12 protein-coding genes and 2 pseudogenes are annotated in these 15,666 nt (G+C 64.8%); 10 read left to right on the top strand and 4 right to left on the bottom strand.

All coding sequences use genetic code 11. The features are described from left to right. Nucleotides 1-275, top strand: a pseudogene (locus G9Q80_RS12430) (bifunctional methylenetetrahydrofolate dehydrogenase/methenyltetrahydrofolate cyclohydrolase); the annotation flags it as partial. Then, entirely contained in the window at nucleotides 272-1,147 is an 876-nt protein-coding gene (locus tag G9Q80_RS12425; RefSeq protein WP_043141908.1) for a bifunctional 5,10-methylenetetrahydrofolate dehydrogenase/5,10-methenyltetrahydrofolate cyclohydrolase, read from the top strand. The pseudogene G9Q80_RS12430 and the gene G9Q80_RS12425, both read left to right, overlap by 4 nt. Before the next feature lie 17 nt (nucleotides 1,148-1,164). Here G9Q80_RS12425 and G9Q80_RS12420 read toward each other — a convergent pair whose 3' ends face one another. After that, nucleotides 1,165-2,010, bottom strand: a complete 846-nt coding sequence (locus G9Q80_RS12420) for an EamA family transporter (protein ID WP_088716927.1) — start codon at nucleotides 2,008-2,010, stop codon at nucleotides 1,165-1,167. Nucleotides 2,011-2,131: 121 nt separating this feature from the next. Between G9Q80_RS12420 and G9Q80_RS12415 the strand changes: the two genes are divergently transcribed. Then, nucleotides 2,132-4,504, top strand: coding sequence for a trimethylamine N-oxide demethylase (locus G9Q80_RS12415; RefSeq protein ID WP_088716930.1), 2,373 nt, complete (start codon nucleotides 2,132-2,134; stop codon nucleotides 4,502-4,504). Nucleotides 4,505-4,548: 44 nt separating this feature from the next. Next, nucleotides 4,549-5,004 carry a group II truncated hemoglobin gene (locus G9Q80_RS12410; RefSeq protein ID WP_069209877.1) on the top strand — a complete coding sequence of 152 codons (456 nt, stop codon included), beginning with the start codon at nucleotides 4,549-4,551 and terminating at the stop codon, nucleotides 5,002-5,004. A 4-nt stretch (nucleotides 5,005-5,008) separates the two neighbouring features. Here G9Q80_RS12410 and G9Q80_RS12405 read toward each other — a convergent pair whose 3' ends face one another. The 3 genes from G9Q80_RS12405 to G9Q80_RS12395 all read right to left on the bottom strand — a co-directional run bounded on the left by G9Q80_RS12405 (nucleotide 5,009) and on the right by G9Q80_RS12395 (nucleotide 7,961). Next, entirely contained in the window at nucleotides 5,009-6,283 is a 1,275-nt protein-coding gene (locus tag G9Q80_RS12405) for a glycerate kinase type-2 family protein (RefSeq protein WP_232788335.1), read from the bottom strand. After that, complete coding sequence (locus G9Q80_RS12400; RefSeq protein WP_088716925.1) at nucleotides 6,270-7,247, bottom strand: HpcH/HpaI aldolase/citrate lyase family protein; 978 nt, start codon at nucleotides 7,245-7,247, stop codon at nucleotides 6,270-6,272. Before G9Q80_RS12400 ends, G9Q80_RS12405 begins: the two co-directional genes overlap by 14 nt. A 111-nt stretch (nucleotides 7,248-7,358) precedes the next feature. Further along, nucleotides 7,359-7,961 (bottom strand): response regulator transcription factor, encoded by a 603-nt coding sequence (locus tag G9Q80_RS12395; RefSeq protein WP_043142039.1) that lies wholly within the window; start codon nucleotides 7,959-7,961, stop codon nucleotides 7,359-7,361. A 240-nt stretch (nucleotides 7,962-8,201) separates the two neighbouring features. Here G9Q80_RS12395 and G9Q80_RS12390 point away from each other — a divergent pair, with 240 nt between their 5' ends. From G9Q80_RS12390 to glyA, 6 genes and pseudogenes are all read left to right on the top strand, one after another. After that, the gene (locus G9Q80_RS12390; RefSeq protein ID WP_074621269.1) at nucleotides 8,202-9,449 is read left to right on the top strand and encodes a pyridoxal-phosphate-dependent aminotransferase family protein; all 1,248 of its coding nucleotides are present in this window, start codon (nucleotides 8,202-8,204) and stop codon (nucleotides 9,447-9,449) included. A 37-nt stretch (nucleotides 9,450-9,486) separates the two neighbouring features. Further along, the gene (locus G9Q80_RS12385) at nucleotides 9,487-10,686 is read left to right on the top strand and encodes a malate--CoA ligase subunit beta (protein WP_043141899.1); all 1,200 of its coding nucleotides are present in this window, start codon (nucleotides 9,487-9,489) and stop codon (nucleotides 10,684-10,686) included. After that, nucleotides 10,683-11,576 (top strand): succinate--CoA ligase subunit alpha, encoded by an 894-nt coding sequence (gene sucD, locus G9Q80_RS12380; protein ID WP_043141897.1) that lies wholly within the window; start codon nucleotides 10,683-10,685, stop codon nucleotides 11,574-11,576. The genes G9Q80_RS12385 and sucD overlap by 4 nt, the downstream gene beginning before the upstream one ends. Next, nucleotides 11,576-12,568, top strand: a complete 993-nt coding sequence (locus G9Q80_RS12375; RefSeq protein WP_088716929.1) for a 2-hydroxyacid dehydrogenase — start codon at nucleotides 11,576-11,578, stop codon at nucleotides 12,566-12,568. Before sucD ends, G9Q80_RS12375 begins: the two co-directional genes overlap by 1 nt. Next, nucleotides 12,565-15,201 (top strand): phosphoenolpyruvate carboxylase, encoded by a 2,637-nt coding sequence (locus tag G9Q80_RS12370; protein ID WP_232788333.1) that lies wholly within the window; start codon nucleotides 12,565-12,567, stop codon nucleotides 15,199-15,201. The genes G9Q80_RS12375 and G9Q80_RS12370 overlap by 4 nt, the downstream gene beginning before the upstream one ends. Before the next feature lie 20 nt (nucleotides 15,202-15,221). Beyond that, nucleotides 15,222-15,666: pseudogene (gene glyA, locus G9Q80_RS12365) on the top strand (serine hydroxymethyltransferase); the annotation flags it as partial.

Here is a 15,666-nt window from a genome sequence, read left to right as displayed (position 1 = left end):
TGGGCCGCCCCGAGATGGTGCCGGGCGACTGGATCAAGCCGGGCGCCACGGTGATCGACGTGGGCATCAACCGCATCGACGCGCCGGAAAAGGGCGAAGGCAAAACCCGCCTCGTGGGCGACGCGCATTACGAGAGCTGCGCCGCGGTTGCGGGTGCGATCACACCGGTGCCCGGCGGCGTCGGCCCGATGACCATCGCCTGCCTGCTGGCCAACACGCTGACCGCCTGCTGCCGGGCGAATGGACTGGCAGAGCCGGAGGGGCTGACGGCATGAAACAGGATCCCCGGTTGCTGCTTGGCAAGCCCGTGCAGGAGCGTATCCTTGCCGAGGTGCGTGGCATTACCAATTCCGCCGGGCGGATCGGCAAGCTCGTGTCGATCTCGATCGGGGATGTTCCGGAGGTTGCGGTCTATGTCCGCAACCAGGCCCGGGCTGCGGCTGCCGTCGACCTGCCCTTTGACCAGGAGTTCTGGGGCGGCGAGGTCACGCAGGAAGAGTGCAAGGCGCGAATCCAGGAAATGAATGATGACCCGGAAGTTCTGGGCATCATCCTGCAGCGCCCGGTGCCCAGCCACATCAACGTCCGCTCCTTGCAGTCCGCGATCCATCCGCTCAAGGACGTCGAGGGGATGAACCCGGCCTCGATCGGGAACATCGTCTACAACGACGTGGCGATGGCGCCCTGTACCGCGGCCGCCGCGGTCGAACTGGTGCGCGCGACCGGCCTGAACATGGAGGGGCTGGAGGTCGTCATGGTGGGGCACTCGGAAATCGTCGGGAAACCGGCGGCGATGATGTTGATGGCCGAAGGCGCCACGGTCACGGTCTGTCATCACCTGACGCGCTCGGTCGCCATGCACTCTCGCCGCGCCGACGTGATTGTCGTGGCCGTGGGCAAGGCCCATCTGATCGGTCCCGACATGGTCAAACCGGGGGCGGCGGTGATCGACATCGGTATCAACCAGCGGGTTCACCCCGACGGCACGACCGAGATCGTCGGTGACGTGGATACCGATGCCGTCAAGGAGGTCGCCGGATGGATCACGCCGGTGCCCGGCGGTGTTGGTCCCGTGACCGTCGCGATCCTGATGCGGAACGCGATCCGCGCCTATGAACGCCAGCAGGCGGCAGGCTGGCGGAGCTGACAGGCTCCGCCATCTGGTCAGAGCGTCAGGTAACCGATCCCCAGGAAGGCTACGATACAACCGGCCCATTGCGCGATCCGCATCTGTTCGTTCAACAGCACGCGTGCCAGCAGGATGGTGAAGAGACCGAAGATCGAGGCTGCGACCGCCGCGAACTCGGGCTGCGGCAACGAGGCGGCCGAGATCACCGACAGCAGGGCGATGCCATCCAGCAGGCCCATCGCCACCAGCGGAACCACCGCCTTGCGGCCCACCCGGATGTCGGGCCGGATTGCCCAGAGGATGCCGCACAGCAGCAGCAGCGCGACCAGTCGCGTGGCAAATGTGCTTTGCCATTCGCCGCCGGTTTCCGCCGCCAGCTGGCCCAGCTTGAAGGTGCTGGCATAGCCGAACGCAGAGAGCAGAGAATAGGCGATCGTCGGTCCCCGGGGCGGGACGTCGCCCTGCGCGGAATCCGAGAGGATGGCCACCAGGCCGACGGCGCCGATCACAACCAGAACGGTTGCGATCTGATCGGGCGTGATGACCGAGCCGCCAAGCGCCGCGTAGGTCAGGGAAAGGATCGGAAAGGCGCCGATGATCGGACTGACCAGACGTACGGGACCACGTTCAAAGGCGAAATAGAGCCCGAGACTTGCCGCGAGAAAGGTGAAACCCGCGGCCAGCGCATACCAGAGCGCCGCCCCCTGCGGCAAAAGCCACTCACCCTTGACGAGAATCACGCCCCCCTGGAATGCGAGGCCCGTCAAAAGGACCACAAGCAATGCGCCCATCAGCGGAACGGTCCGGCTGAGATAGCGAATCGCGATGTCATGCAGACCCCAGCAAACGGCCGCAACCAGGCCCAGAAAAAGCGCACTCATGTTGTGAAACTCCTGTCGATTAGAGAGATTCCTGTCTGTATCGCTTGCGCGAACACGTCACCGGGTATATTCTCATCATTAATATTATTTTCCGTAAAGGCAAATATCGGGAGGAATGGACGTGCTTGATACCAGATATCCCAACGTGGTCCCCGGACCGCCGCGGCCCAGCGGGATCTTCGAGCCTCGGGTCTTCTCGATGCCTCCGGGGACCGAGCGCTATGTCGTCGAAGGCATGGGCGCGATCCTGGTGCGGCTCGAGGCCGGTGACCGGCTGGAGATCGAGAACACGGAAGGCGGCCAGCGGTGCGAGATCGTCTGCGCCCGTCCGGACGGAACCTTCGATCCGGGTTTGATTGGCGCGAGCGGGCAGGGGCCTGCAACGGGCTTGCAGGCGCTCCTGACCTCATCTGATCAGTCCTTGCGCAGCCTGCGCATGGGAATCGAGGCGCGTGGCTTGGACCTTTCCAAAGCTCAGGCGGTCAACCTGTTTGAATCCACGACTCCCGCAAAGACCACCGAGAGCTTTACCGCCGCGGAAGAAGGGATCGCCATCATCGCCGCGCCCGGCGGCATCATGGATTTCGAGGCGCAGGATACGGCGACTCCGCTGACGATCTACATCCGTCGGGCGACGATCAAACCCCTGCCGAAGTTCGAGCTGCCCGACCCGCTGGCCGATCCGGTGGCGGACGTGCGCGTGCATTCCGCCACGGCAGAGGCCTATTTCGTCAAGGCCGGCGACTATATCCAGATCCTTGACGTGGACGGACGCCAATGCACCGATTTCCAGTGCTTTTCCGCGCGCAAGCTGGACAAGGGAATCGAACACGCGCTGGACGTGACCACCACGCGCACCCTGATGGAACATGCCTACCCGATGCCGGGCCTGCATGCGAAGTACTACGATCAGGACATGCTGCCGCTGGTCGAGGTCATCCAGGACACCTGCGGGCGGCACGATGCCTTCGCGCTGGCCTGTTCGGCCAAGTACTACGACGACATCGGCTATCCCGGCCACGTCAACTGTTCGGACAACTTCAACGGCGCGCTGGCGCCGCATGGGGTGACTGGGCGCAAGGGCTGGATGGCGATCAACTTCTTCTTCAACACCGGGCTGGACGAGCACGGGGTGATGTACTCGGACGAGCCCTGGTCGCGCCCCGGGGACTATGTCCTGCTGCGCGCACTGACCGACCTTGTCTGTGTCAGCTCTGCCTGCCCGGACGATACCTCGGCGGCGAACGGCTGGAACCCGACCGACATCCATGTGCGCACCTACAGCGGCAAGGAAACCTTTCAACGCGCCGTCGCGTACCGGCCTACTCCTGATGCGGAACCGAAGATGACTAAACAGACAGGCTTTCACGACCGGTTCGACCGGTTCACCGACAACTTCATCGAATACAACGGTTTCTGGCTGGCCAACTGCATGTCCAGCGCCGGTCCGATCGAGGAATACCACGCCTGCCGCGAAAAATGCGTCGTCCTCGACCTCAGCGCGCTGCGCAAGTTCGAGATCACCGGCCCGGACAGCGAGGCGCTGTGCCAATACGTCTTTACCCGCAACATGAAGACCCTGCCGGTGGGCGGCGTCGTCTACACCGCGATGTGCTACCCGCACGGCGGCATGATCGACGACGGCACCGTGTTCCGACTGGGCAAGGACAACTTCCGCTGGATCGGCGGGTCGGACTACGGCGGTGACTGGCTGCGCGAAAAGGCCGAGGAACTGGGCCTGAAGGTGTTGATCCGCTCGTCCACCGACATGCAACACAACATCGCCGTGCAGGGACCCGAAAGCCGCGACCTGCTGAAAAAGATCATCTGGACGGCCCCGCACCAGCCAAACTTCGAGGATCTCGCCTGGTTCCGCTTTGCCCCCGCGCGCATCGGCGACGACCAGGGTATTCCGGTCGTGGTCAGCCGCACCGGCTATACAGGTGAACTGGGCTACGAGATCTTCTGCCACCCGAAACACGCGGGCGAGGTCTTTGACGCCGTCTGGGAGGCAGGTCAGGCGCATGGTATCCGCCCAATGGGTCTGGAGGCGCTGGACATGGTGCGGATCGAGGCCGGGCTGATCTTTGCCGGCTACGACTTCTCGGACCAGACCGACCCATTCGAGGCCGGCGTCGGCTTTACCGTGCCGCTTAAATCCAAACCGGACGATTTCATCGGGCGCGAGGCATTGATCCGCCGCAAGGAAACGCCGGCGCGCAAACTTGTCGGGCTGGACATCGACAGTAATGTCGAGGTTGGGCACGGCGATTGCGTCCACATCGGCCGCGCGCAGATCGGCGAGATCACATCGTCCATGCGCTCGCCGATCCTGGGCCGCAACATCGCGATGGCGCGGGTCGACGTGGCCCATGCGGAACCGGGCACCAAGCTGGAGATCGGCAAGCTGGACGGGCATCAGAAACGTCTGCCTGCCACGATCCGCCCCGACCTGGCCGCCTATGACCCCAAGAAGGAAAAGCCGCGGTCTTGACGTATCTCAAGGCGACCCTTTCCGGGGTGGGCTAGGCCGAAGCCATGACAAGTGCATTGCAAGAGATTGGCGGTGAAACCGCTCTCCGAGACCTCGTGGAGCGGTTCTACGACCTGATGGAAAGTGACCCGGCGGTGCATGAATTGCACCGCCTGCATTTCCGCGGACATGGGCTGTCCCACACCCGTCAGGCTCAATTCGAGTTCATGAGCGGGTTTCTTGGCGGCAGGCCCTACTACCGCGAGCGCAATGGTCACATGAACCTGCGCGAAATACATGCCCATATCCCGATCCGCGAAGCGGATGCGGAGCTGTGGCTGCAGACGTTCGACAGGGCGCTGGCCGATGTGGGGCTGACGGGGCCGGCGGTGGAAAAGATGCGCGCGACCCTGCAACGGGCCGCGCATATGCTCGTGAACGATGTCCCCGATTGGCGCCAGGGCGAAGACACGCAGGATCGCGAAGTCCTGCGTGATCACGGGGCCCTGCGCCGAGGCTGAAGCCTCAGCCGATCAGCAGGATCTGCACATCGGCAACATTTGTGCCGGTTGCGCCGGTGATCAGAAGGTCTTCGGACAGGCGCAAGGCGGCGTTGCTGTCGTTGCGGTCCAGGTACTCTGTTGGGGACTGCCCTTTGCCTCGGATGCGGGCCAGGGTGTTCTGGTCGACAATCGCGCCAGCCGCGTCGGTCGGTCCGTCCCGCCCGTCCGTTCCGGCCGAAAGAAAGACCCAAGGCGCGGCGATCGGTTCGGCGTCGGCAAGCGCCGCCATCCGCAAGGCCAGTTCCTGGTTCCGCCCACCCAATCCGCCGCCGCGCACCTGAACGGTGGTTTCGCCGCCCCAGAGGATCGCGCGCGGCTTGTCCGATGGTCCGACATCACGCAGTGTCCGAAAGGTCTTGCAGACGGCCTCGTTTACGTCGCCGGTCAGCGGGTCCTCGATGACATGGATCTCGTAGTCCGGGCGCAGTTCCTCGGCGGCGGCCTGCACGCTTTCGCGGTTGCCACCAATCAGGTGATTTCTGGCCGTGAGGTTCGCGTTTGCGCGCGGCGCGTTGCGCAGGTGGCGCTGGATACTTTCGGGCAGGCGGTTGAACAGGCCCATCGAATGCAGCAGGTCGCGCGCCTGTTCCGGCGTGCCGATGGGCGCGACGCTGGGGCCGCTGGCAATGGCCCGCAGGTCGTCACCGATCACGTCCGAGAGGATATAGGCGGTGACGAGCGCGGGGGCGGCCAGCCGCAACATCCCGCCGCCCTTCAGCTGCGAGACTTGCTGGCGAACCAGGTTCATCGCCACGATGTCCAGCCCGCTGTCCAGAAGCAGGCGGTTGAGCGTCTGCTTGTCTTCCAGGCTGACACCATTCGGCGGGGCGGGCAGCAGGGCAGAGCCACCTCCCGAGATCAGGGCGATTACGACGTCGCCCGCGACGGCGCTTTTCAGAACTTCCTGCATCCGTTCGGCGCCGCGCGCGCCCACGGTGTCGGGAACGGGGTGGCCGGCGCGGTAGACCTCGGCGCCCGGGACCTGTTCCTGGTTCTCGCGATGGGTGACGCAGATCATCACCCGCGGCCCGCTGATGCGGGGCAGGACTGCGCGCAGCATTGCGGGGGCGGCCTTGCCCAGGGCAAGGACAATGGTCCGGCACCCATGCGCCGGGCGGGGCAGCGGATGCTGCCCCAGGCTCTCGCGCATGGCCAGTGCCGGGTCGGCACGGCGGATCGCGGCCCGGAAGGCCCGGGCCGCATCGCCTTTCAATGCCGGGATCTTATCCGGCAGCAATCTGACGCGCCTTCTCGACCAGAACTTCGGCCTGACGGATCGAAGCATAGTCGATCAGCCGCCCGTCGAGCGAAACCGCGCCCTTGCCGGCGGCCTCGGCCTCGGCCATCGCGGCCAGGATGCGCTCGGCCTTGGTCACTTCGGCCTCGGAGGGGCTCATGACCTCATTGGCCAGCGCGACCTGGCTGGGGTGGATCGCCCATTTGCCCTCGCAGCCCAGAACGGCGGCGCGCTTGGCGGCGGCGCGATAGCCGTCGGGGTCCTGGAAGTCGCCGAAGGGGCCGTCGATCGGGCGCAAACCGTTGGCCCGTGCGGCAACCACCATCCGGGCCAATGCATAGTGCCACATGTCGCCCCAGTGGGTTTCACGGGCGTTGCTGGCGTCGGGGTCCGTCAGGACCGAGTAGTCGGGGTTCACGCCGCCGATGATCGTGGTCCGCGCCCGGGTCGATGCCGCGTAGTCGGCGACACCGAAGTGCAGGCTCTCGTTGCGCTTGGAGGCGGCGGCGATTTCCGACACGTTCTGCATGCCAAGCGCGGTTTCGATGATGTGCTCGAAGCCGATGCGCTTTTTCAGGCCCATCGCGTCTTCGATCTGGGTCACGATCATGTCGATCGCGTAGACGTCGGCGGCGGTGCCGACCTTCGGAATCATGATCAGGTCCAGCCGTTCGCCAGCCTGTTCGACCACGTCGACCACGTCGCGATACATGTAATGCGTGTCCAGCCCGTTGATGCGGATGGACATGGTCTTGGTGCCCCAGTCGATTTCGTTCAGGGCCTTGATGATGTTCTTGCGGGCCTGCGCCTTTTCGTCGGGCGCAACTGCGTCCTCGAGGTCGAGGAAGATTACGTCGACATCGGATTGTGCCGCTTTTTCAAACATTTGAGGCTGAGAGCCGGGCACGGCCAGTTCCGAGCGATTAAGCCGTGCGGGCGCCTGGTCGATGGCGTGGAAAGACATGGTCAGGGTCCTTTCTGACAGGAAAATTGGGTCGGACCCCTATTTGCATTTGGGAAATCGGTATTCCTGTCAATAAATTTTTTTGCATACCAGTGCACACAGCGCGCCGTGTCATCCGCCGCTTTTCGCCTTTGACGCGTAGAAATGCGCGATGGCCTGGGCGCGATTCTTGACCGAGAGCTTGTCAAAGATGTTCGACAAATGGAACTTAACCGTATTGGTCGATATCTCGAGCCGCGCGGCAAGCTGCTTGTTGGTCAGTCCCTCGGCCAGGGCATCCAGAATCGCACGCTCCTTGCGGGACAGGGTGCTGATGGGATCGGTCTTCAGCTCGCGGATGTCGAGGTAGGGGAAGACCATCTTGCCCGCGGCCACGTCGAGGCAGGTTTGCACCAGCGCGTCGGTCGGGGCGGCCCGCGATACGAAGGCCGCCGCGCCCGAGGCCATCGCCTGGCGTGGTACGGCGGCGTCGGTGTCATGGCCATAGACGACGATGCGCGGCGCGTTTTCCTGTGCGCGCAGCACCTCGATCAGCTTTTCCGCCCCCAGCGCCGGGATGTTCCAGTCGATCACGCAGACCTTTACCGGCACCCGCATGATCATCCCCAGGAACCCTTCGGCGGTGGCGCTGGTCGCCACAAGCGAGAATCGGGGATCGCGCTCGAACACTTCGGACATGGCCGACAGGACCAGCGGATTGCCGTCGCCCAGCATGATGTCGATGCGTTCTCTCTGCACTTTAGCCCCCTGATTTTCTTCGCATTTCCGTGATAAACTACCCGTTTGGGCGGAGTCGAAAACGGCATACAACGGGATACTTGCCAATTTGGGTGGTAATTTCCCCACCCATTTGGATGCCCAAAAGCAGGATTAAGGAACGTTTTTCCTGTGAGCAAGCAATTTTATAACCGAGGGGAAACAACCAGTCCCCTCAAGTGAACGAACGGAGCGATCATGACCGTTGCGCAGCTATTCCCCAAGCTCGAAATCCCCGAAACCATCGCCGCGGGCCCCGGACCGGGCAACACCGACGCGCGGGTGCTGGCGGCCTATGCCGGGGCAGGGCTGGCCGATCACATGCATGGCGACGTCCTGCGTGGCATGGTCGAGTGCAAGCACATGCTGCGCCAGGTCTGGGGTACGGAGAACGTGCACACCTTCGGCGTTGCCGGAACCGGGTGGAGCGGCCTGGACGTGATGTTCAGCGCCGTGATGCCGGGCGACAAGGTCGTGGTCTTCACCAACGGCACCTTCTCGGGCATCGACGGTCTGACCGTCCGGATGAAGGCGGCCACCGCCGCCGAACTGGCGCTGAGCCCGCTGGATCCGAAACCGGCATCGGTCATCATCGTTGACGTGCCGCACGGCATGTCCGTGACCGGGGGCATGGTCGAGGCCGCGCTGGCCGAGCACAAGCCCAAGTGGGCCGCGATGGCGCATTGGGAAACCGGCTCGGGCCGCATCAACGACATCGCCGGTTTCAGTGCGGCCTGTGAAAAGCACGACGTGATGGGCCTCGTCGACGCGGTCTCGTCCCTGGGGGTCGAGAACTTCCGCATCGACGACTACCCGGGTGTGCATGGCTGGGCTTCCTGCCCGCAAAAGGGCATCTGCTGCCTGCCGCTGACCTACGCGCCTGTCTCCTTCAGCGACCGTTACATTGAGACCCTGAAAAAGACCGGCACCCGCACCTTTGTGCATCACCCGATCATGGAAGCCCGCCACTGGGGCATCATCGACGGCAAGGACGTTGAAAAGGGCACCTATCACCGGACCCATTCCGCCTACGCGGTTGCCGCCTTCCACGAGGCGCTGCGCATCACCCTGCAACAGGGCATCGCGGAGCGGGCCAAGGATTATGCCCACCACGAAACGGCACTGCGCCGCGCGGTGCAGGCGATGGGCTGCGAGGTGACGTCGAACATGACCTCGCTGGTCGTCCTGAACCTGCCCAAGGCACTGGCGGGCCGCGAGATGGAGTTGGTCCAGGCCTGTCGGGCGCAGAACTTCGGTATCTGGCCGACCCTGTCGGAGCCGGTGCAGATCCGGATCGGCATTCTCAACCTGCTGAGCCGCGAGGCGATCACCGACATCGTCACCCGGTTCGCGGATGCGATCCGCGCGCTTGGCGGCGAGGTGGACGATGTCCGTGTGACCGAGGCGTTGAACGGCGTCTACGATCGCGCGGTCGCGGCCGAATAATCAGAACACGTGCCAATCTTTCGGAGGAGGAAAGATCATGGACATTCATGAGTACCAGGCCAAGGAAATCCTGGCCAATTTCGGAGTGCACAGCCCCCCGGGGGCGCTGGCCTACAGCCCGGAACAGGCGGCCTACCGTGCCCGGGAACTGGGCGGTGAGCGCTGGGTGGTCAAGGCCCAGGTTCATGCCGGTGGCCGCGGCAAGGCCGGCGGCGTCAAGGTCTGCGACAGCGATGCCGAGATCCAGGCAACCTGCGAGTCGCTCTTTGGCCGCAAGCTGGTCACGCATCAGACCGGCCCCGAGGGCAAGGGCATCTACCGTGTCTACGTCGAGGCCGCCGTGCCGATCGAACGCGAGATCTACCTTGGGTTCGTCCTCGACCGCACCTCGCAGCGCGTGATGATCGTGGCCTCTGCCGAAGGCGGGATGGAGATCGAGGAGATCTCTGCCAACCGTCCCGACAGCATCGTGCGGGCGACCGTCGAGCCCGCCGTGGGGCTGCAGGACTTCCAGTGCCGCCAGATCGCGTTCAAGCTGGGCATGGATCCGGCGCTGACCGCACCGATGGTGCGCACGCTGCAGGGCTGCTACCGGGCTTTCCGCGAACATGACGCCACGATGGTCGAGATCAACCCGTTGGTGGTGACGGGCGACAGCCGCATCCTTGCGCTCGATGCCAAGATGACCTTTGACGACAACGCGCTGTTCCGCCACCCGCAGATCAGCGAACTGCGCGACAAGAGCCAGGAAGACCCGCGCGAAAGCCGTGCCGCCGACCGGGGCCTGTCCTATGTCGGGCTCGAGGGCAACATCGGCTGCATCGTGAACGGTGCGGGCCTTGCAATGGCCACGATGGACACGATCAAGCTGGCCGGGGGCGAACCCGCCAACTTCCTGGACATCGGCGGCGGTGCCACCCCGGAACGCGTGGCCAAGGCCTTTCGCCTGGTGATGTCCGACGACAACGTCCAGGCCGTGCTGGTCAACATCTTCGCGGGCATCAACCGCTGCGATTGGGTCGCCGAGGGCGTGGTCCAGGCGCTGAAGGAGGTGCAGGTCGATGTGCCGGTGGTGGTCCGCCTTGCGGGTACCAATGTCGAGGAGGGGCAGAAGATCCTGGCCAAGTCCGGCCTTCCGATCATCCGCGCCACCACGCTGATCGAAGCGGCACAGCGCGCCGTCGGCGCCTGGCAGAACGACCTTTCCCAGGGCTCCAACATGAGGGCAGTCCAATGAGCATCTTCATCGACAGAGGCACCCCCGTCATCGTCCAGGGCATCACCGGCAAGATGGCGCGGTTCCATACCGCGGACATGATCGCCTACGGCACCAATGTCGTCGGCGGCGTGGTCCCCGGAAAGGGCGGCCAGACGGTCGAGGGCGTGCCCGTTTTCGACACGGTCGAGGACGCGGTGGCCGCCACCGGCGCCGAGGCCAGCCTGGTCTTCGTGCCGCCGCCCTTTGCCGCCGACAGCATCATGGAAGCGGCCGATGCGGGCATCAAGTACTGCGTCTGCATCACCGACGGCATCCCGGCCCAGGACATGATCCGCGTCAAGCGCTACATGTATCGCTACCCCAAGGATCGCCGGATGGTCCTGACCGGCCCGAACTGCGCCGGTACCATCAGCCCGGGCAAGGCGCTCTTGGGGATCATGCCCGGCCATATCTACCTGCCGGGCCACGTCGGCATCATCGGTCGCTCGGGCACGCTGGGGTACGAGGCCGCCGCGCAGCTCAAGGAGCACGGCATCGGTATCTCGACCTCCGTGGGTATCGGTGGCGACCCGATCAACGGCTCGTCCTTCAAGGACATCCTCGAACATTTCGAGGCGGACGACGAGACCCACGTCATCTGCATGATCGGTGAGATCGGCGGTCCGCAAGAGGCAGAAGCCGCGGCCTATATCCGCGATCACGTCACCAAGCCGGTGGTCGCTTATGTCGCTGGTCTGACCGCCCCCAAGGGCCGCACGATGGGCCATGCGGGGGCGATCATCTCGGCCTTCGGCGAAAGCGCCAGCGAAAAGGTCGAGATCCTGACCGCAGCGGGTGTCACCGTCGCTCCGCATCCGGCCGAGATCGGCGACACTATTGCGAAGGTGATGCAGAAGGAGGCCGCATGATGAATGCCCCCGCCATCCTGAACAACCGGCCGCGCGTGCTTGTCACGCGCCGCTGGCCCCAGACGGTCGAGGCTGAACTGGCGGAACGGTTCGACACGGTCTTCAACGTCGAGGACCGTCCCATGAGCGCCGAGGATTTCCGCGACGCCCTGGGCAAGTTCGACGCAATCCTGCCGACCGTCACCGACGGGCTGGGCAGCGACGCAATGGACGTGACAGAGGCGCGCACCCGCATCCTGGCCAATTACGGCGTGGGCTTCAGCCACATCGACACCGATGCGGCGAAAAAGCTGGGGATCGCCGTCACCAACACGCCTGACGTGCTGTCGGAATGCACCGCTGATCTGGCCATGACGCTGATGCTCATGGTGGCCCGCCGCGCAGGCGAGGGTGAGCGCGAGTTGCGTGCCGGGCAGTGGACCGGCTGGCGGCCGACGCATCTGGTGGGGGCCAAGGTCTCTGGCAAGGTTCTGGGCATCGTGGGCTTTGGCCGGATCGGCCAGGCGATGGCACAGCGCGCGCATTTCGGTTTCGGCATGAAGATCCTCGTGCAGAACCGCTCGCGCGTCGCGCAGGACGTGCTGGACCGTTACAACGCGGTGCAGGTCGACACGATCGAGGACCTGTTGCCTCAGTGCGACTTCGTTTCTTTGCATTGTCCCGGCGGCGCGGCCAACCGGCACCTGATCAATTCGCACCGGCTGGACCTGATGAAGCCCGGCGCCTTTTTGATCAACACCGCCCGCGGCGAGGTGATCGACGAGCACGCATTGGCCCAGGCGCTGATGTTCGACTGTATCGGCGGCGCGGCGCTGGATGTCTTCGACGGTGAACCCAAGGTGGCCCCGATCCTTCTGGATTGCGACAACTTGGTGATGTTGCCCCACCTCGGCAGCGCGACCGAGGAAACCCGCACCGCAATGGGCATGCGCGTGCTCGACAATCTCGTCGACTTCTTCGAGGGCCGGACCCCCGGCGACCAGGTGGCATGATGCAGATGGTGGCAGAACCTGCGGGGCTTGAAGCCCCCGATCAATATGCGGAAGACGTGTACCGCCGCCTGCGCGGGGCGTGGCTGAAGGTTCTCCACCGTCGCGCGCCGCATGTGGCGCAATCCATCGAGGATGGTGTCACCCATTGGGACGAAGGCGACTACGCCGATCACCTGCAGGCCAGCACGATCTGGTTCCACCTGCAGCAGATCATGGACGAAAACCTGACGATCCGCACCGGGCGCCTGGCCGAACAGGATGGCGACCCGGGCGAGGGCGGGTTTCACAAGGCCCTGGCCGACTGCCCCGAGGATCAGCGCCCTGCCATGCAGCGATTGCTGTCCGAGGGTCAGCTGTCCGTCGGTCCGACGATCACCGCCCATCCGACAGAGGCCAAGCGCGTCTCGGTCATGGAAATCCATCGCCGCATCTACCGCACGCTGGTCCTGTTCGAGACCATGCGCTGGAGCCCGCGCGAAATCGCGCGGCTGGAAGAAACGCTGGAGATGGAAATCGACCTGCTCTGGCTGACGGGCGAACTGCGGATGGAACGCCCCAGCCTCGCCTCCGAGATCGACTGGGGCCTGCAATTCTACCGCACCAGCCTCTTCGAGGCCGTGCCACGCCTGTTCGAACGGTACCATGACGCAGTCAGCGCGGTCTTCGGCCCGACGGGGCGCGACCACTGCTGCATCCGGTTCCATTCCTGGATCGGCGGCGACCGTGACGGCAACCCCAACGTGACCGCCGAGGTGACGCGCGATGCGATCGGTCGCTCGCGCGAGATGATCCTCGAGGAATACGTCATGGCCCTGGACCGTATCATTCCCCGGCTCAGCGTGTCCGAAAAGATCGTCGCCGTCCCGCGCCCGCACCGCGATGCGCTGGCCCGGATCGTCGAGACCCGCAGCACCGATCCGGACCTTTGTGCACAGCGCAACCCGAACGAGATCTTCCGCCAGGCGGGCACGGCCATGCGGCAGTGCCTTGCGTCAGGCGGCTATCGCGATGTCTCTGGTTTTCTCGCCGACCTCCACAGTGTCGAGGCGGCGCTGGACGCCATCGACGCGACCCGGCTTGCACAACAACTCATCCGCCCGCTGCGCTGGCAGGCCAGCACCTTTGGCTTCCGCGCGCATACGCTGGACATTCGCCAGAACTCCGACGTCGTGACCCGCACGCTGGAGGCGGTCTGGAACGCCGTGGATGCCGCGCCAGAGGCGCTGTCCGCCGATTGGTCCGCGCGCTTGCGGCGCGAGGTGGGGCAGGCGGGCCTGCCCTTCGTCGACCATGCGCGCCTCGGCGAAGAGGCTGCCGAGCTGATGTCGCTCTTGCGGTTGATCCGCGAAGTGCATGACGGTCCGGACCCCGAGGCCATCGGGCCATTCATCATGTCCATGACACGATCCGCGGATGATCTTCTGGCGGTGCTGCTCCTGGCCCGCTACGCCGGATTCGGCGCCGAACGCCTGTCGCTCAAGGTCGTGCCGCTGTTCGAAACCATCGAGGACCTGCGCGCGGCGCCTGCGATCCTGCGCGACGTGCTGGCAATTCCGTTGGCGGCCCGCAGCATGAAGGACCGGGACGGGCGGTTGGAAATCATGCTGGGCTATTCCGACAGCAACAAGGACGGCGGTTTCCTCTGTTCCAGCTGGTCGCTCGACCGGGCGCAACGTGCGATTACCCGCGCGATTGCCGGTCATGGCGCGCGGCCGGTGTTCTTTCACGGGCGGGGCGGTTCCGTCAGCCGGGGTGGTGCGCCGACCGACCGGGCCATCGCGGCCCAGCCGCGCGGCACGCTGAACGGCACGCTGCGTCTGACCGAACAAGGCGAGGTAGTGACGGCGAAATATGCCAACACCGGCACCGCCGCCGCGCAACTGGAACTGCTGGCCTCCTCGGTCATGCGCCACAGCACGGCGCCTGCCTTCGAGACCGTCGATCCCGAGGCCGAGGACGTGATGGAGACCCTCTCCAGCCTCAGCCAGACCACCTACCAGACGCTGCTGCAGCACCCGTCGTTCCTGCCCTATTTCAACCAGGCCAGCCCGGTGAACGAACTGGCGCTGTTGAAGATCGGATCGCGCCCGGCACGCCGTTTCGGGGCCGCAACCCTGTCCGACCTGCGGGCAATTCCCTGGGTCTTTGCCTGGAGCCAGAACCGTCACATGATCAGCAGCTGGTACGGGTTCGGCCAGGCTCTGCAGGACTTCCAATCCATTCGCGGAGCGGGGGGCGAGAAGGCGCTGGTGCGGGCAATGCGGGATCTGCCGCTGTTCCGGCTGTGCATCGACGAGGTCGAGAAATCGCTGCTGATGGTCCGCCTGGACATTGCCGAGATCTATGCCGGACTGGTCGAGGATCGGACCGAGGCAGAGGCGGTCTTTGGCATGATCGAGGCCGAACACGAACGGTCCGTCGCCGCAATCGAACGTCTGACCGGCACGCCGCTGGGTTCGCGGTTTCCCAACGCGGTGGCGCGGATCACCCGGCACGAGGCCGCGCTGCGTTCGGCCCACGAGGCGCAGGTGCATCTCCTGCGGCTGGTGCGCCAAGAGGACGGAAACCGTCATCGAATCCAGTTGATGCAAAGCATGAACTGCATATCCGCCGGCCTTGGCTGGACCGGCTGACAGGACAAGGAGCAATACCCATGAATGTCTCGCACCGACCGGACGGTTTTTTCACCGAGTCCCTCGCCTCGCGCGACCCCGAACTGTTTGGCTCGATCACCGGCGAGCTTGGCCGGCAACGCGACGAGATCGAGCTGATCGCCTCCGAGAACATCGTCTCGCGCGCGGTGATGGAGGCGCAGGGCTCCGTCATGACCAACAAGTATGCCGAGGGCTATCCCGGCCGGCGCTACTACGGCGGCTGCCAGTGGGTCGACGTGGCCGAGAACCTGGCCATCGACCGCGCCAAGCAGCTGTTCGACTGCGAATTCGCCAACGTGCAGCCGAACTCGGGCAGCCAGGCCAACCAGGGCGTCTTCCAGGCGCTGATCAAGCCCGGCGACACCATCCTGGGCATGAGCCTGGACGCCGGCGGCCACCTGACCCACGGTGCCAAGCCGAACCAGTCCGGCAAGTGGTTCAACG

This window comes from Mameliella sp. LZ-28 (genome assembly GCF_012274245.1).
Lineage (GTDB): Bacteria > Pseudomonadota > Alphaproteobacteria > Rhodobacterales > Rhodobacteraceae > Antarctobacter > Antarctobacter albus.
Note: the sequence above shows the minus strand (reverse complement) of the source record. Positions and strands in the feature narration are given on the sequence as shown.

Bases quoted from the DNA above. Each gene is read 5' to 3' on its own strand.
- G9Q80_RS12425 (WP_043141908.1), top strand. From the start codon at position 272: ATGAAACAGGATCCCCGGTTGCTGCTTGGCAAGCCCGTGCAGGAGCGT.
- G9Q80_RS12420 (WP_088716927.1), bottom strand. From the start codon at position 2,010: ATGAGTGCGCTTTTTCTGGGCCTGGTTGCGGCCGTTTGCTGGGGTCTG.
- G9Q80_RS12410 (WP_069209877.1), top strand. From the start codon at position 4,549: ATGACAAGTGCATTGCAAGAGATTGGCGGTGAAACCGCTCTCCGAGAC.
- G9Q80_RS12400 (WP_088716925.1), bottom strand. From the start codon at position 7,247: ATGTCTTTCCACGCCATCGACCAGGCGCCCGCACGGCTTAATCGCTCG.
- G9Q80_RS12395 (WP_043142039.1), bottom strand. From the start codon at position 7,961: ATGCTGGGCGACGGCAATCCGCTGGTCCTGTCGGCCATGTCCGAAGTG.
- G9Q80_RS12390 (WP_074621269.1), top strand. From the start codon at position 8,202: ATGACCGTTGCGCAGCTATTCCCCAAGCTCGAAATCCCCGAAACCATC.
- G9Q80_RS12385 (WP_043141899.1), top strand. From the start codon at position 9,487: ATGGACATTCATGAGTACCAGGCCAAGGAAATCCTGGCCAATTTCGGA.
- sucD (WP_043141897.1), top strand. From the start codon at position 10,683: ATGAGCATCTTCATCGACAGAGGCACCCCCGTCATCGTCCAGGGCATC.
- G9Q80_RS12375 (WP_088716929.1), top strand. From the start codon at position 11,576: ATGAATGCCCCCGCCATCCTGAACAACCGGCCGCGCGTGCTTGTCACG.
- G9Q80_RS12370 (WP_232788333.1), top strand. From the start codon at position 12,565: ATGATGCAGATGGTGGCAGAACCTGCGGGGCTTGAAGCCCCCGATCAA.